Genomic DNA, 19392 nt, shown 5'->3' on the forward strand with positions numbered 1-19392 from the left:
CCCTGGGCCATTGTGTGACGGCGAACGGACAGGCAGAGAAGGCCCGATCGGTCTGGAAGGCAAGCATGCTGGTCGGTGTGGTCGGGCCCTCCGGGGCGGGGAAGGACACGCTGATGGAGGGTGCGCGCGCCGCGCTCGTCGGCGACCCGCGGTTCCACTTCATCCAGCGCAGCATCACCCGCGCCGCCGAGGCCGGCGGCGAGAATCACCGACCGCTGAACCGCGCCGAATTCGAGGCCGAGCGCGCCGCTGGCCGCTTCGCCCTCTGGTGGGAGGCGCATGGGCTGTTCTACGGCATCCCGGCCGCCTTGCCGCCCGGCGTGGCGGTCGCCAACCTCTCGCGCACCGTCCTCGCCGAGGCCGCACGGCGCATGCCCCTGCTGGTGCTGGAGATCACTGCCCCGCCGCCGGTGCTGGCCGCTCGCCTCGCCGCCCGCGGCCGCGAGACGGAGGCCGACATCGCCGCCCGCCTCGCCCGCGAGGCCCCGCTGCCACCCGGCCTCGATGTGGTCCGGGTGATGAATGAGGGTCCGGTGGAGCAGGGCATCGCCCGGGTAGTGGCAGCGCTCCGCGCTATCCCCTGAGCGGCAGCCGCTCGGCGATCAGAAAGGGAGCGCCGGCCTTCGCCTGGGTGAATAAGCTGATGGCGCCGACCCGCCGCGGCATCGCCGGCGCCTCGCCGAGGAAATCCGTCACCGCCGGCCGCACCACCGCCATTTCCTCGGCCGAAAGCCGCCGGCTGAGAGTGATGTGGAAGCGCCACTCCTCCATGACGTAAGGATAGCCATACCGCCCCAGCAGTGCCTCCTGCTGCGCACTCAGCCGGGCCCGCCGCCGCTTCGCCAGCTCTGCCTCATCGGGCGGCGCCCGGCAGGGATCGAGCGCCTCGACGCAGGCATCGGCGAAGGGCCGGAGGGCAGGGCAGGGCGCCGTCTCCCGCAGCGCCAGGAACCCACCCAGATTCTCGACCGCCAGCGGCGGAAGGTCGAAGGGCGCGGTCCGCGCCGCCAGCGCCTCCGCTGCGGCCAGCGCCTCCGCCCAACTCACCCGGAGGCGGAAGGGCGGCTTGAGTGTCGCATGCAGGCCATAGCCCCGCGGGTCCGCCGTGACCTCGCGGATATCGAGTTCCGGGAGCGCCGGCTGCGGCAGCGGCGCTCCCGTCTCCGCGTCCCGGCCGAGCCAGGCAGAGCCGAGCCGGTGCAGGGGATCCTCCGGTTCCGGCGCCCAGTAGAGGGCTAGCCGCGCTTCCGGCATCGGCGTGCCGATCACGCCACGCGCTCCCCCCCGCGCCAAACGGCGCGGACCATTGGCAGCCCCTCCATCGCCCGTACACGCACCAGATCGGCCCGCAGCCCCGCCGCCAGCCGCCCGCGGTCGTCCAGCCGCGCCATCCGTGCCGGACCCTCGGTGATGCTGGCGACCGCCCGGGGCAGGGAGATGCCGGTGGTCGCCGCAGCAATCCAGGCCGCCTCCACCATCGCCGCCGGTACATAGTCGCTGGCCAGCGCATCGACTGCACCGGCCCGGATAAGGTCTGCCGCCGCCACATTGCCCGAATGGCTGCCGCCGCGGACAATGTTCGGCGCGCCGACGATCACCGTCACGCCAAGCTCCCGCGCCGCGCAGGCGGCGTCCATCGTCACCGGAAATTCGCTGATGCGGATGCCGTCCTCCGCGTTGCGCGCCATCTCGGCCACGTCGTCATCGTCATGGCTGGCGAGCGGCAGGTCGCGGTGGGCGATGCGGTCCAGCAGCCAGCGCCGCTGCGGCTCGCGCAGCCGGGCGCGGCGCTCCAGCAGCTCGGCGATCCGGGCATCCACCTCGGCATCCGTCATCTGCTTCTGCCGCTGGCGCATGGCACGGTAGCGCGGGATGTCGCGGTACTGGCCGACGCCCGGGGAATGGTCCATCAGGCTGATCATGGCAACCAGCGGATGATCGGCGACGCTCTCCACCGCCGGCACCATGTCCATGGCGGGCAGCTCGCAGCGGAGATGCAGCAGATGCTCCGCCTTCAGCAGCCCGGTCGGAACGAGGGCGGCGAGATCGTCCACGCCCTCGTAGAAGGTTTGCACCCGACCGGGGTCGAAGCCGAGATCGCCGAGGCAGAGCGCATCGAAGACGGTGGTGACACCCGCTGCGGCGCATTGCGCGTCATGCGCCAGGAGGGCGGAACGGCTCGGCCAGCGCGCATTGGCCCGCGGCTGCACCTGTCGCTCGAGATTGTCGGTATGCAGGTCGACCACGCCGGGGATGATGTGGTCGCCTCCGCAATCCACCGCGCCAGCGGCCACGGTCCGACCCGGCTGCACATCGGCGATCAGGCCGCCGCGCAGCACCAGCGTGCCGGGCACCACATCCTCCGGCAGGACGAGCAGCGCGTTGGTGAGGATGGTTTCCGACATCAGGCGGCAACCGGCATGGGCTGGACCTCGTAGAGGCGGTCCGCGACCTGGTCGCGCACCTCGGTGTCATGGAAGATGCCGATCACGGCGGTACCCGCGGCCTTGGCGGCGCGGATCAGCCCGACCACCACGGCGCGGTTCCCGGCATCGAGGCTTGCCGTCGGCTCGTCGAGCAGCAGGACCGGGTAGCCAGGGGCGAAGCCGCGCGCAAGGTTCACCCGCTGCTGCTCGCCGCCCGAGAAGGTCGCCGGTGGCAGACCGTGCAGCCGCGCCGGCAGGTTGAGCCGCGCCAGCAGCTCCGCCGCCCGCGCCCGCGCCGCCTCTCGCACCGCCCCCCGCGCCATCAGCGGCTCGGCAACGATGTCGAGCGTCGGCACGCGGGGGATGACGCGGAGGAACTGGCTGACATAGCCGAGCGTCTCCCGCCGCACCTCCCGCACCAGCCGCGCATCGGCCGCGGCGAGATCGATCTCCGCGCCGCGATGGCGGATGAGGATGCGTCCCGCCCCCGCGCCGTAATTGCCGTAGAGCAATCGCATCAGCGTGGATTTGCCGGCTCCCGAAGGCCCCGCCAGCGCCACGCATTCCCCCGCCGCCACGCAAAGTTCGACGTCCTCCAGCACGGGGATGCGCACCCCGCCTTGGAGATGCAGGGTGAAGGACTTGCCGAGCCCCTCGGTGCGGATCGCAGCACTCATGCCGCCAGCACCGAGGCAACGAGCAGTTGGGTATATTCATGCTGCGGGTCGTCGAGTACCCGGTCGGTCAGCCCATGCTCCACCACCTGCCCCCGTCGCATGACCAGCAGCCGATGCGCCAGCAGCCGCGCCGCCGCGATGTCATGCGTCACGATCACCACCGCGAGCCCGAGATCGGCGACCAATGCCCGGATCATGTCGAGCAGCCGCGCCTGGACCGAGACATCGAGCCCTCCGGTCGGCTCGTCCATGAAGACCAGCCGCGGCCGCGTCACCAGGGTCCGCGCGATCTGCAGCCGCTGCTGCATGCCGCCCGAGAAGAGCGCCGGCATGCCGTCGATCCGCGCCGGATCGATCTCGACGCGCCGCAGCCATTCGTCTGCCTCGGCGCGGATCTGGCCATAATGCCGTGCACCGACAGCCATCAGCCGCTCGCCGATGTTCCCGCCCGCCGAGACGCGCATGCGCAGCCCATCGCGGGGATTCTGGTGGACGAAGCCCCAATCCGTTCGATGCAGCCGCCGCTGTGCTGCCTCGCCCATGTCGTGGACGAGATGCAGGCCGCCCTCCGGGTCGCGGTACCGCACTTCGCCGGCCTCCGGTCGCATCATGCCGGAGAGCACGCGCAGCAGCGTCGTCTTGCCGGAACCACTCTCGCCGACGATGGCGACGACCTCGCCAGGAAAGACCTCGAGCGAGACGTCGTCCAGCGCCGGCACGGCGCCGAAGCGCAGCGCGAGGCCCGAGGCTTCGAGCAGCGCGCTCATTCCGCCGCCTCCCGTGCCGCCTGCCGGGTGTTGCAGTAGTCGGTGTCGGAGCAGACGAACATCCGCCCGCCCTTGTCATCGACGACGACCTCGTCGAGATAGCTCTCCCGGCTGCCGCAAAGGGCGCAGGGCGCATCCGCCCGCACCGGCCGGAAGGGATGGTCCTCAAAATCGAGGCTCTTCACCGACGTGTAGGGCGGTACAGCATAGATGCGCTTCTCCCGCCCCGCGCCGAACAGCTGCAAGGCCGGCATCCGGTCCATCTTCGGGTTGTCGAAGGCTGGGATCGGCGAAGGCGACATCAGGTAGCGCCCGCCGACCAGCACCGGATAGTTGTAGCTGATCGCCACATGGCCATGCCGGGCGATATCCTCATAAAGCTTCACATGCATCAGCCCGTAATCGGCCAGGGCATGCATGCGCCGCGTCTCGGCGACGCGCGGCTCGAGCCGGAACAGCGGCTCCGGCATCGGCACCTGGTAGACGAGGATCTGTCCCTCGCGCAGTCCCGTCTCCGGAATGCGGTGCCGGGTCTGGATGATCGTCGCCTCGCCCGTCCGCTCGGTGGTCTCGACCCCCGCCACCTTGGCGAAGAAGCGCCGGATGGAGACGGCATTGGTCGTGTCGTCCGCCCCCTGGTCGATTACCTTCAGCCGGTCGCCCGCGCCGATGACGCTGGCGGTCACCGCGATGCCGCCCGTCCCCCAGCCATAGGGCAGCGGCATCTCCCGCGCGCCGAAGGGCACCTGATGCCCGGGAACCGCCACCGCCTTCAGCAGCGCACGGCGGATCATCCGTTTGGTGTTCTCGTCGAGATAGCCGAAATTGTAGCCGAGCGCCGTCATTCGCCGATGGCCTCCCGCCGCAGCAGCCGGATCTTCTCCAGTTCGCTTTGGAAATCGACGTAGTGCGGCAGCTTCAGATGCTCGACGAAGCCCGTCGCTTCCACATTGTCGCAGTGATACAGAACGAATTCCTGGTCCTGCGCCGGCGCTTCCACCGGCTCGCCGAGCTCCGCCGCGCGCAGCGCCCGGTCGACCAGCGCCATCGCCATCGCCTTCCGCTCCCCCTGGCCGAAGACGAGGCCGTAGCCCCGGGTGAATTGCGGAGGCTCCTTCTTCGAGCCGGCGAACTGGTTCACCATCTGGCACTCCGTGACGGTGATCTCGCCGAGCTCGATCGGGAAGCCGAGCTCCGGCGGCTCGAACTCCACCGTCACCGCGCCCATGCGGATCTCGCCGACGAAGGGATGCGCGTTGCCGTAGCCCCGCTGCGTGGAATAGCCGAGCGAGAGCAGGAAGCCCTCATCGCCCCGCGCCAGCGCCTGCAGCCGCAGCGGCCGCTCGGCGGGGAAGTCGAGCGGCTCCCGCGTCAGGTCGCGCGGCTCTGCCTCGGACGGCAGTTCCGGCGCCATCAGGCCCTCCTGGGCCAGCAGTCCCGTCACCTGAGGCGTCGCCGCTGAGTCGGTGGCAGCCTCCGGCGCCGGCGCCGGCACGCTGCCTTCCGCGGCCAGGGCGAAATCCAGCAGCCGGTGCGTGTAGTCGAAGGTCGGCCCCAGCACCTGGCCGCCCGGCAACTCCTTGTAGGTCGCGCTGATCCGCCGCCGGATGCGCATCGCGCCGGTCTCGACCGGCTGGCTGGCGCCGAAGCGGGGCAGGGTGGTGCGATAGGCACGCAGCAGGAAGGCCGCCTCGATCAGGTCGCCCCGCGCCTGCTTGATGGCGAGCGCGGCGAGCCCCCGATCATGGCAGGCCCCCTCCGCCATCACCCGGTCGACGGCGAGGCCGAGCTGCGCCTCGATCTGGGCGAGGCTCAACTCCGGCAGCGCCGGATCGCCCCGCCTCTCCTCGGCCAGCCAGGCATGTGCCGCCTCGATCGCCCGCTCGCCGCCCTTGACCGCTACATAGGCCATCAGCCGGCCTCCTCGATGCGCGTGGTGCGCGGCAGCGCCACCAGCCTGTTCCCGGCGCACAGCATCAGGTCGATCCCGCGCGGAAACCGCGCTCCGTTCGAGGCCCAATCGGCGAGGAAGCCGCGCGGCAGCCCCTCCACCTGCAGCCGGTGCTCCCGCTCGATGCCGGGCCCGGTGAGACGCCAGCCCTCGCCCGGCTCCAGCCCCGCCACCTGCACGATCAAGGTCGCGGAGCGATGCGGCTCCTCCTCCGTCCCCGCCTCCAGCGCCGTCAGTGTCGGCAGCCCGCCCGCCGCCAGCAGGAAGCCCGCCGACCCTGGCTCCGCCACCAGCGGACAGCCGGCATGGAAGCGCAGCCATTCCTCGGCCGCCGGTCCGGCATCGGTCCAGACCGGCGTCTCCGCATCCGCCAGCGTCAGCAGCACCGCGGCTGCCGCCGGAGCCAGCGGTGCCGGGGCCTCGGGCAGGGCCGCCAGGCGCTGCACCCGGCCCGGCCGCGCCATCGCGTCCAACAGCGCCCGGAAACAGGCTTGCGCATCCGGCACCGGATCGGCGAAGCCAGGGGTCAGGCCGTTCATCGCATCGTCGCCATGGTGAAGAACTCCACCCGCGTCGCCGCCGCCTTCGCCGCCTCGCGCGTGACCCGCGCGGCCTGCGCCTCGGCCAGCGGCTCGATCACCGCCGACAGCAGCGCTGGGCGCCGTACCGGATCCTGCAATGCGGCATCCAGCACCGCCGCCAGCTCCGCCTGCCGCGCATCGCGGCCGGCGACATAGGCATGGCCCACCGCCCCATCCGCCAGCCGCACGCTGCACCGGGTCACGGTCATCTCGCCGAGATTGAAGGGCGCCCCATCGCCGCCCTGCCGGCCACGGGCCATCACCAGCCCCGTCTCCGGGCCGCGCAGCCGGATATGGCGGGGCAGGGCAGGGGCCTCCGCCAGCCGGATTGCGATGGCATCCGCATCGGCCCGGGCCAGCACGCCCATCCAGCGGCGTCGCGCCGCCTGGGTTACCATTGCGTTATCGGACATAAGCTTCATCATAAAGTCTAGACAAGTAGACGTCCAGCCATCTAGGGTGCTTGTTACAATACACGCCAGGCAAGGCCCATGGTTGAAACTTCCATGAACACGACAGCCACCCTCGCCCGCGGCCAGGGCGTCGCCCTTTGGCGCCAGATCGCCGGCACGATGGAGCGCGAGATCGCCAGCGGGAACCTCGCCCCCGGTGCCCGTCTGCCGACCGAGGCCGAGCTCTCCGCCCGCTTCGCAGTCAACCGCCACACCGTCCGCCGCGCCATGGAGGAGCTGGAAGGGCGCGGCCTGGTCCGCATCGAGCAGGGCCGCGGCAGCTTCGTCGCGGAGGATGTGCTGGACTATCCCGTCGGCCGCCGCACCCGCTTCTCCGAAACCATCCGCCGGCAGAACCGCGAGCCCCAGGGCCGCATGCTCCGCATCGAGGAAGTGCCCGCCGAGGCCCATATCGCCGAGCAGCTCTGCCTTCGCCGCGGCCGCCCCGTCGTCGTCGCCGAGCGGCTGAGCCTGGTCGATGGCCGCCCCATCGCCATCGGCACCCATTGGTTCTCTGCCACCCGCTTTCCCGGCATTGCCGGCCTCCTGGCAGAGGAAGCCTCCATCACCAGGGTCCTCACCCGGCTCGGCATCCCCGATTTCCGACGCGAGGCAACCCGCATCACCGCCCGCATGCCGACGCCGGAAGAGGCCACCCTGCTCGAGCAATCCCGCACTCGCCCCGTGCTGGTGACGGAAGCCCTGAACCTCGACCCCGAGGGCCAGCCGGTCGAGGTCAGCTTCGGCTGCTATGCCTCGGGTCGCGTGCAGATCGTAGCGGAGAGCTGAGATGTCCGGCTGGCACGTCACCGGTGGCGAGGTGCTGCGGGGCGGCAGCTTCGCCGCCGGCGACCTCGCCCTCGTCGGCGAGTCAATCGCCGCCGTCCCGCCCGCCGGCGCCCGCCGCCTCGACGCCACCGGCTTGCTCGTGCTGCCCGGCCTCGTCGACATCCATGGCGATGCGCATGAGCGCGCGCTGCAACCCCGTCCTGGCATCGGCTTCCCGCCCGCCCTCGCGCTGCGCGACACCGCCGCCCAGCTCCTCGCCTGCGGCATCACCACCGCCTTCCTCGGCGTCACCCTGTCCTGGGAGCCCGGCCTTCGCTCGCTCGGCATGTGGCGTGCGCTCATGGCCGCGCTGGACGAGGTCGGGCCGCTCCCCCTCGACCTCCGCGTCCATTGCCGCTTCGAAGCCGACAATCTCGACGCCCTCGATGATGCCCTGGCGGGCATCGCCGCCGGCCGCATCCACCTGCTCGGCTTCAATGACCATACGCCGTCCATCCTGAAGAAGCTGGGCAATGCCAAGGAACTGGCGAAGTATGCCGGCCGCGCCGGCCTCTCCCCCGACGAATTCCGCGACCTGATCGAGCGCGTCGCCGCCCGCCGACCGGAGGTGCCCGCCGCCCGCGCCCGCATGGCCGCCGCGGCGGCGGCCGCCGGCATTCCCATGCTGAGCCATGACGACGCGACGCTGGAGGACCGCGCCCTTTACCGCGACCTCGGCGCCCGCCTCTGCGAATTCCCGATGGCCGAGGCCGTCGCCGCCGATGCCCGCGCCCATGGCGAAGCGGTGGTAATGGGCGCCCCCAACGTCGTCCGCGGCGGCAGCCATCTCGGCTGGGCCAGCGCCGCTCCGCTCGCCGAGCGCGGCCTCGTCACCATCCTCGCCAGCGACTATCACTGGCCCGCGCTGCTCGAAGCCCCCTTCGCCATGGCCCGCCGCGGCAGGCTGAGCCTCGCAGAGGCCTGGACCCTCGTCTCCGCCAACCCGGCCGCGGCGGCGGGGCTGACGGATCGAGGTGCACTGCACCCCGGCATGCGCGGTGACGTCGTCATCGTCGACCCGGCAGGGCCGCGTGTGCTGGCCTGCTTCGTCGCCGGCGAGGCGGCATTCCTCGCCGGCGACGCAGTCGCCCGCCTCAGGCCGTGAGACTCTTCCAGTCGACGCCGCTCTCGAAGGCGGCAGCGGCGCGGTAGATCGTGCCCTCGTCATACATCTTGCCGACCAGCATCAGCCCGATCGGCAACCCGTCGGCCAGGCCACAGGGCACCGACATGGCCGGATGATGCGTGCAATCGAAGGGCGCCGTATTGGGCAGCACCTCGAAGGCACGCTGGATGATCTCGCTGGTCGGCGCATCGGCAGCCGGCAGCGGCGTCGCCGCCATCGGCAGGGTCGGCATTGCCAACAGGTCGTATTGCGACAGCACGGAGTCGTAGGCCGCCCGCAGCCGCCGCACTAGGTTCTGCGCCTTGGCGTAGTAATGCCCCCGGTGCCGCGTCACCATGTAATGCCCGAGCAGCATGGTGTTCTTCAGCGAGTCGGACAGCTCATCCGCCCGCCCGCGCCAGTTGCTGTGCGCATCGAGCAGCGAGTTGACGTATAGACCCTGCCAGTTGAAGCCGAAGCCGTTGCCATGCATCATCTGCACGGTCGCCCCCTCGGCCGCGACCGGCAGCCAGATCGCCGCGCCCAGCCGATGCATCGGCAGCGAGACCTTCTCCACCGTCGCGCCGAGCCCGCGCAGCCGCTCCGCCGCCTCCTGCACCAGCGCGTCGATCTTCTCCTGCGACTGCGGATGGCCGAAGCCCTCCTCGATCAGCGCGATTCTCATCCCCGCGATGCCGCCCCGCATCAGGTCGCGATAGGCCGGCACCGGCGCCGTGCTGTACTGCCGCGGATCGAGCCCATCCGGCCCCGCCAGCACCTCCAGCAGCAGCGCATTGTCCTCGACCGTCGCCGTCATCGGCCCGGTATGGTCGATGGTCAGCTCGATCGGCATGATGCCGGTGTAGGGCACCAGCCCATGCGTCGGCTTCATGCCGTAGATGCCACAGAACGAGGCCGGCATGCGGATCGACCCGCCCTGGTCGCCACCGAGCGCCATCGGCACCTCGCCCGCCGCGACGACGGCCGCGCTGCCCGAGGAGGAGCCGCCTGCCGAGTACCCCATGCGATGCGGGTTGTGCACCGGCGCGGGCGCACTGGTATGGCTGCCGCCGGAGAAGCAGAAATATTCGCAGACCGTCTTGCCAGCGATGGTGCCGCCTGCCTCGAGAATGCGCGTGACGACCGTCGCATCCACATCCGGCACATAGCCCTCGAGCGTCGAGGCGCCGTTCATCATCGGCACGCCGGCGAGGCAGATATTGTCCTTCAGCGCGATGGTCTTGCCCTTGAGCTTGCCCGAGGACGCGCCCTGCACGGTGCTCTTCACATACCAGGCACCATGGGGATTTTCCTCGGCGCCCGGCCGCCGGCCCGGCGTCCGCGGGAAGGTGACCTCCGGAATCTCGTCCAGCATCTGGTCGACGAGGTTGTAGGCGGCGAAGCTGCCCGTCAGCGCCGCGCGGTGCTGCGCGAGATCGTCATCCGAGAGACTCAGGCCCAGTTCGCCCGCGACCTTGCGCCATTCCTCGATGCCCGGCAGCTTCAAAGTTCCCAGCGGCATGGCCGTCCTCCTTCGTTCTTGGGTCAGGCGCTCGTGCCCACGAATTCCTGCACCAGGGCAGGATCGCCGAGCGCAGTCGGCGGGATCTCCCGCGTGATGCGGCCGCGCTGGATCAGTAGGATGCGGTCCGCCAGGGCCTGGATGAAGTCGAGATTCTGCTCGACCAGCAGCACGGACAGCCCGCGCCGCCGCAGCGCATGGATGCGCTCGATAATGGCCGCGTTGATCGAGGGCTGGATTCCCTCCGTCGGTTCGTCGAGCAGCAGCAGCCGCGGCCGCCCGCAGAGCGCCCGCGCCAGCGCCAGCAATTGCTGCTCGCCACCCGAGAGCGCCCCGCCCAGCCGGTCGAGCAGCCGCCGCAATTCGGGGAATTCCTCCAGCACCTCTTCGACCACTTGGCCATCCCGCCCGCCCTTGGCCGCGACGGCGAAGCGCAGGTTGTCGAGCACCGACAGCGCCGGGAAGATCTGCCGTCCCTGCGGCACATAGCCGAGGCCGCGCCGAGCCCGCTCATGTGGCGGCAGCCGCTGAATCTCCTGCCCATCGAGCAGGATGCGCCCGCCCTTGCAGGGCAGCAGCCCCGTGATGGCGCGCAGCAGCGTCGTCTTCCCCATGCCGTTATGCCCGAGGATGCCGACGCAGCTCCCCGGCTCGACGGCAAGCGACGCTCCATGCAGCACGCCGATGCGCCCATAGCCGGCGACCAGGCCCTCGACCTGCATCATGCCGGCACCACGACCTGCGGCGCCGGCGGGCGGCCGAGATAGACGTCATGCACGCGCGGGTCGGACAGCACCTTGGCGGCGCAATCCTCGACGAGAACCCGCCCTTGATGGAACACGGTGATACCACCGGCGATCGCCCGGATGAACTGCATGTCGTGCTCGACGACGACGACGGCATGGTCGCGGCTCATTTCGCGGATCAGCGCCGCCGTGCCTGCCGTCTCCTCGGCGCTCATCCCCGCCGTCGGCTCGTCCAGGATGATGAGGTCCGGCTCCGGCGCCACCACCGTCGCCAGCTCCACGAGCTGCCGCTGCCCATGCGCCAGCAACCCGACCTGTGCCCCCGCCAGCGCACCGATGCCGAGCCGTTCCAGCGCCACCATCCCCCGCCGCCGCGCCTCCCGCTCCCCATGCTTCCGCCGCACCGCCAGCGTCACGCCCTCGATGGCGCTGAGGCCATCGAAGAGCGAGGGCACCTGCGTCTTGATGCCGATGCCCAAGCGCGCGATCGCGTGCGGCTCGAGCCCGGTGGTGTCCTTCCCCCGCCACAGGATGCGCCCGGCGCTCGGCCGGTACTGTCCCGTGAGGCAACGGAAGAACGTGCTCTTGCCGGCCCCGTTCGGCCCGATCAGGCAGCGCAGTTCCCGCTCCTCGACGATGAGGCTGACATTGTCGACCGCGACGACGCCGCCGAAGCGCATCGTCAGCCCCTCCGTTGCCAGCAGCGCGGTCATGGTGCCCGCTTCCGCAGCAGCGTGGTCAGGGTCGGCTGCAACCCGCGCGGGATCGCAAGCACCGCCACCACCAGCACCAGTCCGAGGATGAGGCTCGGATTGACCCCCGGCAGCGTCCCCGCCCAGGCCGTCAGTGCCTGCAACAACATCGCGCCGACGATCGGCCCGAGCAGCGTGCCCACGCCACCCACCATCACCCAGATGATCACCTGCCCGGAATAGGCGAGCGAGAACATGGTCGGGCTGACGAAGACACAGTTGGCAAAAAGCATCCCGGCGAGGCCCGCCATCAACCCACCGACGGCAAAGATCGCCAGCTTGTAGAGCCGCACATCGTAGCCGAGCAGCGCCGCCCGCAACTCGTTCTCGCGGATGGCGACAACGACCCGGCCAAAATGGCTGCGCAGGATCAGCTTGCAGATCGCATAGCAACCGGCGAGGCAGCCGATGGCGACGGCAAAAACCTGCTCCGGCGCCAGCACCGTGCCCGGATCGCCTGGCACATTCAGCGGCGGCGTCGCCGGAATCCCGTTGAACCCGCCGAGCGGCGCCGCGCCGATCCGCCACTCGTCGCCCGCGGTCGAGTTGATGAAGTTGAAAAGAATCAGCGTCACCGTCAGGGTGATGACGCCCATATAGACATCGCTGACCTTGCCGTAGAACATCACATAGCCGAGCGCCGCCGCCGCCAGCATCGGCACGCCGAGCGCGACCGGGACCGCATAGGTCGTGTCCGGAAGGTTCAGCGCCGCGACGGCATAGGCATAGCCGCCAAGGCCGAAGAAGGCCGCCTGCCCGAAGCAGAGGATGCCGCCGAAGCCCCAGACCAGCGCGAGGCTAAGCGCCAACAGCGCCATCGCGATATAGACCGTCGCATTGATGACAGCGAATAGCTCCAGCACCTGCGGCAGCCACCAAGCAGCAAAGCCCGCCGCCAGCAGCGCCAGCACAGCCTGCAGGAGGGCGCGGCGATTTTCCGTCCCTGGGGCTTCCATCACAGCGACCGCCGGAAGAAGCGCCCGGTGATGCCCTGCGGCAGCAGCCGCAGCAGTACGATGGCGACGACCAGCATCAGCACCTCGCCCAGCACCGGCGTCGTGGCGAAGGTGCCAAGCGTGTTGACGCTGCCGAGCAGCCCCGCTGCCGAGCTCGTCCCCGCCAGCATCGCCGCGCCCCCGGTGATGACGGTAATGAAACTGCGCGCGATATATGCTGTGCCCATGGTCGGCACCACGCCCGACATCGGCGCGATCAAGGCCCCCGCCAGCCCCGACACCGCTGCGCCGGCAGCGAATGAGAGCGCGTAGACCCGCTCCGTCGGCACCCCGAGCGCTGCCGCCATGCCGGCATTCTGCATCGTCCCGCGTGCGATCAGCCCCGCCTGCGTGAAGCGCAGCACCGCCCAGACCGCGGCCAGCAGCACCGCCGTCGCTGCGATGAGGAACAACCCATAGCCCGAAGTGCTGTAGGCGCCGATCTGCACGCTGCCGAGCGGTGCCGAGAACCCCGCCACCGTATTACCGAAGACCATGGTGACGGCGCCCACCAGCCCAAGCGACAACCCCCAGGTCGCCAGCATCGTATCCACCATGCGCCCGTAAAGCCGCCGGATCACCAGCCGCTCCACCAGCACGCCGAGCAGCCCGACGCAGAGCGGCGCCACCACCAGCATCGCCACCCAGAGATTGACCCCTGCCTGCACGGCAAGGACGGCGCTGTAGGCGCCGAGCATCAGGAATTCGCCATGCGCCAGGTTGATCACCCGCATCATGCCGAAGACGATGGCGAGGCCGAGGCTGATGAGGAGCAGCGTGGCGATGCCGCTCAGCGCCTGGATCCCGGTGGCGAGGGCGAGGTCCATCGCTAGATCCTGACGTCCACTACCACCTGCCTGTTGGCGTTCGGCTCCTTCTGCAGATCGCAAACCGATTGCGTATCGGAAGGCGGCGAGTTGGGGAAATGCTGCAGCACGTTGAATCCGCGGTTCTTCACCTCCGCCACGTAGACGTCGAGCGTCACATGGTTGGTCTTTGAATCGAGCGTCGTCCTTCCCGGTGGCCCGTCGACGCTGATGCCCGAGCCCAGTGCCTCGATCACCTTCGTCCGGTCGATGCTGCCCGCCTTCCGCACGCCCTCCGCCCAGAGCTGCATGCCGACATAGCTCCGCATGGCGAGTTCGCCGCCCAGATAAGGCGTATTGGCGCCGAGCTTCGCCCTCAACCTATCGAGGAAGGCCCGGTTCACCGGGCTGTCGACCTCCTGGAAATAGGAAAAGGCGCAAACGATGCCGTCGCCTTCCTCGGGCGACAGCAGCAGGCTCTCGTTCCCTCCGCCGAAGGTGGTGGAGGCCATGGGAATGCGGCTTTTCATACCCGCCGCCGCCCACTGCCGGTAGAAGGAGACATGGGCGCCGCCGACGAGCGCGGAAACCACCACGTCCGGCTTCGCCGCCTGGATCTTCTGGATTGCCGGGCCGAAATTGGTGACGTCGAGCGGAAAGAAGTCGACCGCCACCGCATCCCCGCCTCCCTCGCGGAAGAATTTGGTCACCCACTTGCTGGTGATCTGGCCGTAATTGTAGTCGGCCGCGACGATGTAGACCTTCTTGCCCCATTTCTGCATGATGTGGGGTACCAACCGCTGCACGTTCTGCGCCGGTGTGGAGCCTGTGCAAAAGCAGTTGCGGTCGCAAACCCCGCCCTCATACTGCGTGTTGTAGAAGTAGAGCGTGTTGTAGCGCTTCAGCACCGGACGAATCGCCTCGCGCGAGGCGGAGGTGATGCCGCCATGCACCGCCGCCGCCTTGTCGCGCGTCGCCGCCTGAGTGGCGAATTGCGTGTAGAGCTGGATGTTCGACTGCGGATCGTAGTTAATCACCTGCACCGGCCGCCCGAGCAGGCCACCCGCCGCATTGATCTCCTCCGCCGCGAAGTCGACGCAGGCGATCATCGGCTTGCCGTAGATGTCGAGCCCGCCCGAGGCGTCATGGATGCTGACCACCTTGATGGGGTCGGCGCCGAGCGCGGCATGGCGGAAGACGAGCGGCGCGGCGAGTCCGCCGGCGGCTGCGATCAATGTCCTGCGCTGCATGCTTCTGGTTCTCCTCGATCCCGCGTCAAAGGTAATGCTTGGCGAGCAACATGTGCACGCCTTCGTTGCAGACCGGCAGATAGAACGTGGTGCCCGCCTTCAGCCCCTTGTTGTCCATGTTGCCGCCGAAGGCGCCCGGGACATCGGTGGAGCAGCAGCCCCATTCCGGCGGCGCCACGTCGATGACCCCGAGGAAGGGATCGAGCGGCAGTTCCAGCCCCCCGGGCAGGCAGCAGGTGCCGCGCGGTCGATGCGCGGGTGGATGGCCTCGTGCGCGGTGAACTCCTCTGGCAGGCCGAGAGGATGTCGACCTGCAACACGTCGCCGCGCTCGGCACCGGGGACGAAGATGGGGCGGTTGACCAAATGCGTGTCCGGCCCCTGCCGCACCGCCTCAACCGCGGCATCATAGGCTTGGGGCACCAGCGCCGCATCGGGCGGGAAGGCGGCCAGGCCGTCGGCCGGCATGGCGGCAATCGTCACCTCATCGCCGGAGTCGACGGTCAGCAACAGCGGCGCATCGAGCGCACCCCAGGTGAGCGCATCCGGCGTCGCGGGAACCTCGTGTCGAGCAGGCATGGCGCGAACCTCGTGCTGCCCGCGCCTTGCGGCGTCAGGCGGACGGTGTCAGCCGGTGCGTCGTATCTCCCGCGGGGATGATGGACAAGCGCGGCGCCCGGCGCAAGCTACTCCGGCCCGCTCCAGGTGAAGCGCTGCAGATCGAGCGCACAGAGTCCCGTCATCTGCCAATGCGCCGCATAGGCCCGCACCTGCTCGATGTAGCGCGGATCCTCCGGTATCGCCGCCGGCCAGAAGGGTGGGTTGAAGGTGGAGATGCCGTTGATCGTCGGCACATGCCGCACGGCCGCCACCAGCATCGCCTCGGTATTGTGGTTGTAGGGGTTCGCAACCTCCTCACCGAAGCGGCTCTCCTGCCGCGCCGCCGAGACATAGAAGGCGCGGCATTCCGCCGGCGCCGGCGGCACCGCCGCCAGCCGCCCCGCCTCCAGCGGCCGGTCGAGGAAGAGCGGCGCATAGCCGTTCGCCTCCTCCGCCAGCAGAAGGACGCAAAGCAGGCCGACCGCCAGCCGCGGCAGCCGCCGTGCCTCGGCCGAGAGCACCGCCATCGCCAGCAGCACGACCGGCAGGGTGAGGAAGAGCTGGTAGCGCGCCACCACGCGTGCCGCCTTCGCCCCGGGCACGACGCGATAGACCAGGGACCATCCGGTCACGCCGCCGACTTGCAAGGTGAGCGCCCAGGTCACCAGCACGGCGATGGCCAACGCCCGCAGCAGCGCGACCCGTCCCGGCGGCGCCTCGCCCCCGCCGCGCCACAGCCAGAGCAGCGCCGCGGCGAAGGTCAGCAGCAGCAGCGGCGGCATCCCCGTCATCAGTTCCGACCAGAAGGGGAAGCCGGGCCGGAAGGCGCCGTTCAACGCCCGCACCAGCCACCCCCAGAGGTAATTCGCCTCGCCGACATGGATGATGTCGAGTGGGGAGGGAACGTGCCTCAGCACGTCCGCCCAAGGATGCATTCCCGTCTCCGCCGCCTTCGGCAGGTAGAGCGACAGGAACGGAATCTCCGCAACCACGGCCAGCACGCCGATCGCCGCCAGCGGCCATGCCTGCGCCTTCATCGCAGCGAGAAGCCGCCGCCGCGCCGGCCGCCCCGCGACCGCCAGCCAGGCCAGCAGCATCACCCCGCCGCACCAGGCGAAATACCAGGCCATGTAGAAGCCCGTCATCAGGCAGGCGGCGACGCCGAGAGCGAAGCCTGCCCCCCAGCCCAGCAGCGCCCCCCGCCGCCCCTCCAGCAGCGCCACCACCGACCCGTGCAGCAGCAGTGCCAGAACCGGCACCAGTCCGACGCTGAAGATCTGCGCATGGCTGCCGCGGATATAGAGGTTGTTGCTGATGGTGAAGATCGCCGCACCCAGCAGCGCCCAGCCCCAGCGCAGCCCGATCGCCCGCCGCCCCAGCGCATAGGTGCCGAGGAAACCGACCAGCCGCATCGTCATGTTGACCAGCTCGCCGCCGAGGAAGAGGTCGGCCCCCATCGCCCGGAACCCGGCCTGCAGCAGACCGAAGACAAGATAGCCGTCATTGTAGCCGAGCGTTCCCGGCACCGGGAAGAAGTAGTCCGTCCGATCCCAGGCCGAGCGTCCGGCCAGCACGCTGACCCAGTGCTCAAGGATTGAAAGCTCGATCACCGCATCATGGCGGTCGCCCAGCAGCAAGGTGAAGCCATCGCCGATCTGGTGGCGGAAGAAGAACCCGACCGCGAGCAGCGCCGCAAGGCCGACGGCGAGCGCCGGCCTCATCGCCCAAGCCTGGCCTGCCAGAGGCAGAGCAGCGGCGTCACCACCAACTCCATGCCGAGCGCCACCAGCATCGGCGTCCCGGGCAGGCCACCCACCATCAGCCCGTAGAGCCGCCCGAGCCCGCCCAGGACGACGATCGCGGTCAGCAGCCGGAACCGCCCCGCATGCTGGGCCGGTTCGCCGAGCGTGCTCCAGAAGCCGAGGCCAATGCCAAGCAACAGGCCGGAGAGGTAGCGCAGGTGGCTGTCCTCATCCAGGCCGGACTCGGCCCCAAACATCGCCGGCCCCGCCAGCATCCCACCGAGCCCGGCCAGCACCGGCACCAGCCCGCCCACTGCCACGGCGAGCCGAAACCACAGCCTTTCGGTCACAGGTAGCGCCCGCGTTCCAGGATCTCCAGCGTGTAGTCCTTGTAGCTCATCCCCGGCTCCTCGGCCCGGGCGAGCCGTCGGAGCGCGATCTCCCGCGGCGGCGTCTTCCAGGCGCGCTTGTGCGCGCGGCGCCAGACATAGCCGCGCCAGCTTTCCTCGGGATCGAGCGGCGGGCCGCCGTTATGGCCAATGCGGGGCGTGTCCATTCGCCACCGATAGGGCGGGCGGGGAGGCTCGGCAAGGGAGGGGAAGGATGGCTCCGGCGGTTGGATTCGCAGCAAAAAAACCGGCGCATCTTTGATTCCGCTTACTTTCCTCGGCCCCGGCTGGGATGGTGGGAGTAAGGTGGGAGCTTCCGCTCCGGCCTGTCAACGGCGGGCGAGCGGAGTTTTACCGGAAGAGCAATAAGCATTTCCCGGGTTTCCGCGCGTCACGTCGCCACTGTCGTTCTCAGGGATTAGTAGTCACTAGTCACCACCGCGGTGGGCGCTGAGCAAAGTCGCGCTCCACATGGCAGTCGGAGCAGATTGAGGCATACGCAGTCGTCTTCCCGATGCCACCAGAGCGTCGCCAGCGCGGCGCCCTCGCGCGAATGAAACGGGATGCGCTGACCAAGCACGATGGTTCGGATAGGCTCGGCCAGTGAGCCCAAAGGGTTTAGCTCCGCCGGTCCGGCAGTCCGATCACGCCACCCAGGTAGGTCTCCCGGCGCCTGTCGAGGTGGAGGTCGCCTTCGGGCGTGTTGGCATACCAGCCATCCTCACGGCGCTTCAAAAGCCCGAGTGCGACCAAAGCGTCGAAGAAGTCGCGCGCAGCCTGGGGGTGAATGCCGAGACGGCGCGCAGAGCTTCACCGTCCTGCGGCCCGGCCTTAGCGAGAGCGGCGAAGACCCTCAATTCAACTGCGGCAAACGACGCCTTTGATCCCGAGAATGCGTGTGCCAGTTCCATCACGCGGCTCAACGATGCTTTGTTGGCCAGCATGGCATCTTCTCCCAGCGGCAGAGCAGGCTCACACGGGGGAGACCTTCCGTAATTAGCCTCGTCCCTCGATAAGCCAAGGTACTCGTCCCTGGCGGCACAACGATTGCGTGTACCGTTCCGGGTGTAGTTCCCGCATGCTGCGGAGGCTCAGAGAGGTTTAGGCTAGCTGCCAGCCGGGGCGCTGATCTTCGCCAAATTTTAGCGCTCGCGCGGGAGGGCAGGCCAATGTTTGACCTTGACCAGTTCGCGGCTGACTGCCGCACAGCGCTTGTTCAGGACCATGGTGGACACCGCGCTGTCCGCGAGGTGGTGGCGCGCGCTGTATCAGACCCCGGCAGCGTCCTGGCCGGTCTTGGCGAACCCCGCCGTGCAGGCGTGCACAAGCTCTACCATGCCCCGGACTTGACGATCCTCAACATCGTTTGGGGACCGAAGATGACCCTGATGCCGCACGATCATCGCATCTGGGCGGTGATCGGTATATACACGGGCTGCGAGGACAACATCTTCTGGCGCCGAGTAGAGGACCGCAAGATCGAGGCGGCAGGCGCGAAGGCCTTACGCACGGGAGACTGCACTGTTCTGGGCCGGGACATCATCCACTCCGTAACCAATCCCATTCCCCGCCTGACTGGGGCCATCCATGTCTATGGCGGGGACTTCTTCAGCATCGAACGCAGTGAATGGGACCCCGAGACACTGCGGGAGGAGCGTTACGACGTGGCCAAAAACATGCGTCTCTTCGAGGAAGCCAACGTGGCCTTCAACGCGGGACACTAAGCTATGGCGTCCAGTGAACCCGGTGCAACACGGAGCGGGCGATTGAAAGCGATGTGGAAGGTGCGTAGGGATCGTGGCGT

Annotated in this window: 23 protein-coding genes; 4 read left to right on the plus strand and 19 right to left on the minus strand. The window is 69.3% G+C overall.

From position 1 onward, the window contains the following. Positions 1-65 precede the first annotated feature (65 nt). Positions 66-584, plus strand: a complete 519-nt coding sequence (phnN, locus tag JMJ56_RS21530; protein ID WP_202833836.1) for a phosphonate metabolism protein/1,5-bisphosphokinase (PRPP-forming) PhnN — start codon at positions 66-68, stop codon at positions 582-584. On the opposite strand, the gene JMJ56_RS21535 is transcribed toward phnN, so the two are convergent. Genes JMJ56_RS21535 through phnG form a run of 8 tightly spaced genes read right to left on the minus strand, consistent with a single transcriptional unit; the run spans position 574 to position 6815 of the window. Beyond that, complete coding sequence (locus JMJ56_RS21535) at positions 574-1269, minus strand: DUF1045 domain-containing protein (RefSeq protein ID WP_328702445.1); 696 nt, start codon at positions 1267-1269, stop codon at positions 574-576. The genes phnN and JMJ56_RS21535 overlap by 11 nt on opposite strands. Further along, positions 1266-2405, minus strand: coding sequence for an alpha-D-ribose 1-methylphosphonate 5-triphosphate diphosphatase (locus JMJ56_RS21540; RefSeq protein ID WP_202833837.1), 1140 nt, complete (start codon positions 2403-2405; stop codon positions 1266-1268). Before JMJ56_RS21540 ends, JMJ56_RS21535 begins: the two co-directional genes overlap by 4 nt. Next, positions 2405-3103 carry a phosphonate C-P lyase system protein PhnL gene (gene phnL / locus JMJ56_RS21545; RefSeq protein ID WP_202833838.1) on the minus strand — a complete coding sequence of 233 codons (699 nt, stop codon included), beginning with the start codon at positions 3101-3103 and terminating at the stop codon, positions 2405-2407. Before phnL ends, JMJ56_RS21540 begins: the two co-directional genes overlap by 1 nt. After that, positions 3100-3870, minus strand: a complete 771-nt coding sequence (gene phnK, locus JMJ56_RS21550) for a phosphonate C-P lyase system protein PhnK (protein WP_202833839.1) — start codon at positions 3868-3870, stop codon at positions 3100-3102. Before phnK ends, phnL begins: the two co-directional genes overlap by 4 nt. Then, on the minus strand, positions 3867-4715 hold the full coding sequence (locus tag JMJ56_RS21555) for an alpha-D-ribose 1-methylphosphonate 5-phosphate C-P-lyase PhnJ (RefSeq protein ID WP_202833840.1): 849 nt from the start codon (positions 4713-4715) through the stop codon (positions 3867-3869). Before JMJ56_RS21555 ends, phnK begins: the two co-directional genes overlap by 4 nt. Continuing rightward, positions 4712-5782 carry a carbon-phosphorus lyase complex subunit PhnI gene (locus JMJ56_RS21560; protein ID WP_202833841.1) on the minus strand — a complete coding sequence of 357 codons (1071 nt, stop codon included), beginning with the start codon at positions 5780-5782 and terminating at the stop codon, positions 4712-4714. Before JMJ56_RS21560 ends, JMJ56_RS21555 begins: the two co-directional genes overlap by 4 nt. After that, a complete protein-coding gene (phnH, locus tag JMJ56_RS21565; protein ID WP_202833842.1) occupies positions 5782-6360 on the minus strand; it encodes a phosphonate C-P lyase system protein PhnH in 579 nt (192 codons plus the stop codon). The genes JMJ56_RS21560 and phnH overlap by 1 nt, the downstream gene beginning before the upstream one ends. Continuing rightward, positions 6357-6815, minus strand: coding sequence for a phosphonate C-P lyase system protein PhnG (gene phnG, locus JMJ56_RS21570; protein ID WP_236038200.1), 459 nt, complete (start codon positions 6813-6815; stop codon positions 6357-6359). The genes phnH and phnG overlap by 4 nt, the downstream gene beginning before the upstream one ends. Before the next feature lie 93 nt (positions 6816-6908). Here phnG and phnF point away from each other — a divergent pair, with 93 nt between their 5' ends. Both phnF and JMJ56_RS21580 read left to right on the plus strand, forming a co-directional pair. Next, positions 6909-7643: a phosphonate metabolism transcriptional regulator PhnF gene (phnF, locus tag JMJ56_RS21575; RefSeq protein ID WP_236038201.1), complete on the plus strand. Its 735-nt coding sequence runs from the start codon at positions 6909-6911 to the stop codon at positions 7641-7643. A gap of 1 nt (position 7644) precedes the next feature. Continuing rightward, a complete protein-coding gene (locus JMJ56_RS21580) occupies positions 7645-8787 on the plus strand; it encodes an alpha-D-ribose 1-methylphosphonate 5-triphosphate diphosphatase (RefSeq protein WP_202833844.1) in 1143 nt (380 codons plus the stop codon). Here the strand turns inward: JMJ56_RS21580 and JMJ56_RS21585 are convergent. The 11 genes from JMJ56_RS21585 to JMJ56_RS21635 all read right to left on the minus strand — a co-directional run bounded on the left by JMJ56_RS21585 (position 8777) and on the right by JMJ56_RS21635 (position 18532). Beyond that, positions 8777-10309 (minus strand): amidase, encoded by a 1533-nt coding sequence (locus JMJ56_RS21585; RefSeq protein ID WP_202833845.1) that lies wholly within the window; start codon positions 10307-10309, stop codon positions 8777-8779. The genes JMJ56_RS21580 and JMJ56_RS21585 overlap by 11 nt on opposite strands. Positions 10310-10332: 23 nt before the next feature. Next, positions 10333-11034: an ABC transporter ATP-binding protein gene (locus tag JMJ56_RS21590; RefSeq protein ID WP_202833846.1), complete on the minus strand. Its 702-nt coding sequence runs from the start codon at positions 11032-11034 to the stop codon at positions 10333-10335. Then, the gene (locus tag JMJ56_RS21595; RefSeq protein ID WP_202833847.1) at positions 11031-11768 is read right to left on the minus strand and encodes an ABC transporter ATP-binding protein; all 738 of its coding nucleotides are present in this window, start codon (positions 11766-11768) and stop codon (positions 11031-11033) included. Before JMJ56_RS21595 ends, JMJ56_RS21590 begins: the two co-directional genes overlap by 4 nt. Beyond that, positions 11765-12763 (minus strand): branched-chain amino acid ABC transporter permease, encoded by a 999-nt coding sequence (locus tag JMJ56_RS21600; RefSeq protein ID WP_202833848.1) that lies wholly within the window; start codon positions 12761-12763, stop codon positions 11765-11767. The genes JMJ56_RS21595 and JMJ56_RS21600 overlap by 4 nt, the downstream gene beginning before the upstream one ends. After that, complete coding sequence (locus JMJ56_RS21605; RefSeq protein WP_202833849.1) at positions 12763-13629, minus strand: ABC transporter permease subunit; 867 nt, start codon at positions 13627-13629, stop codon at positions 12763-12765. Before JMJ56_RS21605 ends, JMJ56_RS21600 begins: the two co-directional genes overlap by 1 nt. A gap of 2 nt (positions 13630-13631) precedes the next feature. Further along, positions 13632-14858 carry an urea ABC transporter substrate-binding protein gene (locus JMJ56_RS21610; RefSeq protein WP_202833850.1) on the minus strand — a complete coding sequence of 409 codons (1227 nt, stop codon included), beginning with the start codon at positions 14856-14858 and terminating at the stop codon, positions 13632-13634. A 25-nt stretch (positions 14859-14883) separates the two neighbouring features. Then, on the minus strand, positions 14884-15036 hold the full coding sequence (locus tag JMJ56_RS21615) for a hypothetical protein (RefSeq protein ID WP_202833851.1): 153 nt from the start codon (positions 15034-15036) through the stop codon (positions 14884-14886). 507 nt (positions 15037-15543) lie between these two features. Beyond that, positions 15544-17178 (minus strand): hypothetical protein, encoded by a 1635-nt coding sequence (locus tag JMJ56_RS21620; protein WP_202833852.1) that lies wholly within the window; start codon positions 17176-17178, stop codon positions 15544-15546. Then, on the minus strand, positions 17175-17549 hold the full coding sequence (locus tag JMJ56_RS21625) for a DUF4345 domain-containing protein (protein ID WP_202833853.1): 375 nt from the start codon (positions 17547-17549) through the stop codon (positions 17175-17177). Before JMJ56_RS21625 ends, JMJ56_RS21620 begins: the two co-directional genes overlap by 4 nt. Then, positions 17546-17755: a hypothetical protein gene (locus JMJ56_RS21630; RefSeq protein WP_202833854.1), complete on the minus strand. Its 210-nt coding sequence runs from the start codon at positions 17753-17755 to the stop codon at positions 17546-17548. Before JMJ56_RS21630 ends, JMJ56_RS21625 begins: the two co-directional genes overlap by 4 nt. Before the next feature lie 564 nt (positions 17756-18319). Beyond that, positions 18320-18532 carry a methyltransferase family protein gene (locus tag JMJ56_RS21635; RefSeq protein WP_202833855.1) on the minus strand — a complete coding sequence of 71 codons (213 nt, stop codon included), beginning with the start codon at positions 18530-18532 and terminating at the stop codon, positions 18320-18322. A 225-nt stretch (positions 18533-18757) separates the two neighbouring features. Here JMJ56_RS21635 and JMJ56_RS21640 point away from each other — a divergent pair, with 225 nt between their 5' ends. After that, a complete protein-coding gene (locus JMJ56_RS21640) occupies positions 18758-19312 on the plus strand; it encodes a cysteine dioxygenase family protein (protein WP_202833856.1) in 555 nt (184 codons plus the stop codon). Positions 19313-19392 lie beyond the last annotated feature (80 nt).

The organism is Belnapia arida, from assembly GCF_016773205.1.
Classification (GTDB): domain Bacteria; phylum Pseudomonadota; class Alphaproteobacteria; order Acetobacterales; family Acetobacteraceae; genus Belnapia; species Belnapia arida.

Excerpts from the sequence above, each read along its gene's own strand:
- phnG (WP_236038200.1), bottom strand. The coding sequence starts at position 6,815 with ATGTCCGATAACGCAATGGTAACCCAGGCGGCGCGACGCCGCTGGATG.
- phnN (WP_202833836.1), top strand. The coding sequence starts at position 66 with ATGCTGGTCGGTGTGGTCGGGCCCTCCGGGGCGGGGAAGGACACGCTG.
- JMJ56_RS21610 (WP_202833850.1), bottom strand. The coding sequence starts at position 14,858 with ATGCAGCGCAGGACATTGATCGCAGCCGCCGGCGGACTCGCCGCGCCG.
- JMJ56_RS21605 (WP_202833849.1), bottom strand. The coding sequence starts at position 13,629 with ATGGACCTCGCCCTCGCCACCGGGATCCAGGCGCTGAGCGGCATCGCC.
- JMJ56_RS21595 (WP_202833847.1), bottom strand. The coding sequence starts at position 11,768 with ATGACCGCGCTGCTGGCAACGGAGGGGCTGACGATGCGCTTCGGCGGC.
- JMJ56_RS21560 (WP_202833841.1), bottom strand. The coding sequence starts at position 5,782 with ATGGCCTATGTAGCGGTCAAGGGCGGCGAGCGGGCGATCGAGGCGGCA.
- phnF (WP_236038201.1), top strand. The coding sequence starts at position 6,909 with ATGAACACGACAGCCACCCTCGCCCGCGGCCAGGGCGTCGCCCTTTGG.
- JMJ56_RS21630 (WP_202833854.1), bottom strand. The coding sequence starts at position 17,755 with ATGGACACGCCCCGCATTGGCCATAACGGCGGCCCGCCGCTCGATCCC.
- JMJ56_RS21640 (WP_202833856.1), top strand. The coding sequence starts at position 18,758 with ATGTTTGACCTTGACCAGTTCGCGGCTGACTGCCGCACAGCGCTTGTT.
- phnK (WP_202833839.1), bottom strand. The coding sequence starts at position 3,870 with ATGAGCGCGCTGCTCGAAGCCTCGGGCCTCGCGCTGCGCTTCGGCGCC.
- JMJ56_RS21635 (WP_202833855.1), bottom strand. The coding sequence starts at position 18,532 with ATGCTGGCCAACAAAGCATCGTTGAGCCGCGTGATGGAACTGGCACAC.
- JMJ56_RS21580 (WP_202833844.1), top strand. The coding sequence starts at position 7,645 with ATGTCCGGCTGGCACGTCACCGGTGGCGAGGTGCTGCGGGGCGGCAGC.
- JMJ56_RS21555 (WP_202833840.1), bottom strand. The coding sequence starts at position 4,715 with ATGACGGCGCTCGGCTACAATTTCGGCTATCTCGACGAGAACACCAAA.
- JMJ56_RS21620 (WP_202833852.1), bottom strand. The coding sequence starts at position 17,178 with ATGAGGCCGGCGCTCGCCGTCGGCCTTGCGGCGCTGCTCGCGGTCGGG.
- JMJ56_RS21590 (WP_202833846.1), bottom strand. The coding sequence starts at position 11,034 with ATGATGCAGGTCGAGGGCCTGGTCGCCGGCTATGGGCGCATCGGCGTG.
- JMJ56_RS21540 (WP_202833837.1), bottom strand. The coding sequence starts at position 2,405 with ATGTCGGAAACCATCCTCACCAACGCGCTGCTCGTCCTGCCGGAGGAT.
- phnH (WP_202833842.1), bottom strand. The coding sequence starts at position 6,360 with ATGAACGGCCTGACCCCTGGCTTCGCCGATCCGGTGCCGGATGCGCAA.
- phnL (WP_202833838.1), bottom strand. The coding sequence starts at position 3,103 with ATGAGTGCTGCGATCCGCACCGAGGGGCTCGGCAAGTCCTTCACCCTG.
- JMJ56_RS21600 (WP_202833848.1), bottom strand. The coding sequence starts at position 12,763 with ATGGAAGCCCCAGGGACGGAAAATCGCCGCGCCCTCCTGCAGGCTGTG.
- JMJ56_RS21585 (WP_202833845.1), bottom strand. The coding sequence starts at position 10,309 with ATGCCGCTGGGAACTTTGAAGCTGCCGGGCATCGAGGAATGGCGCAAG.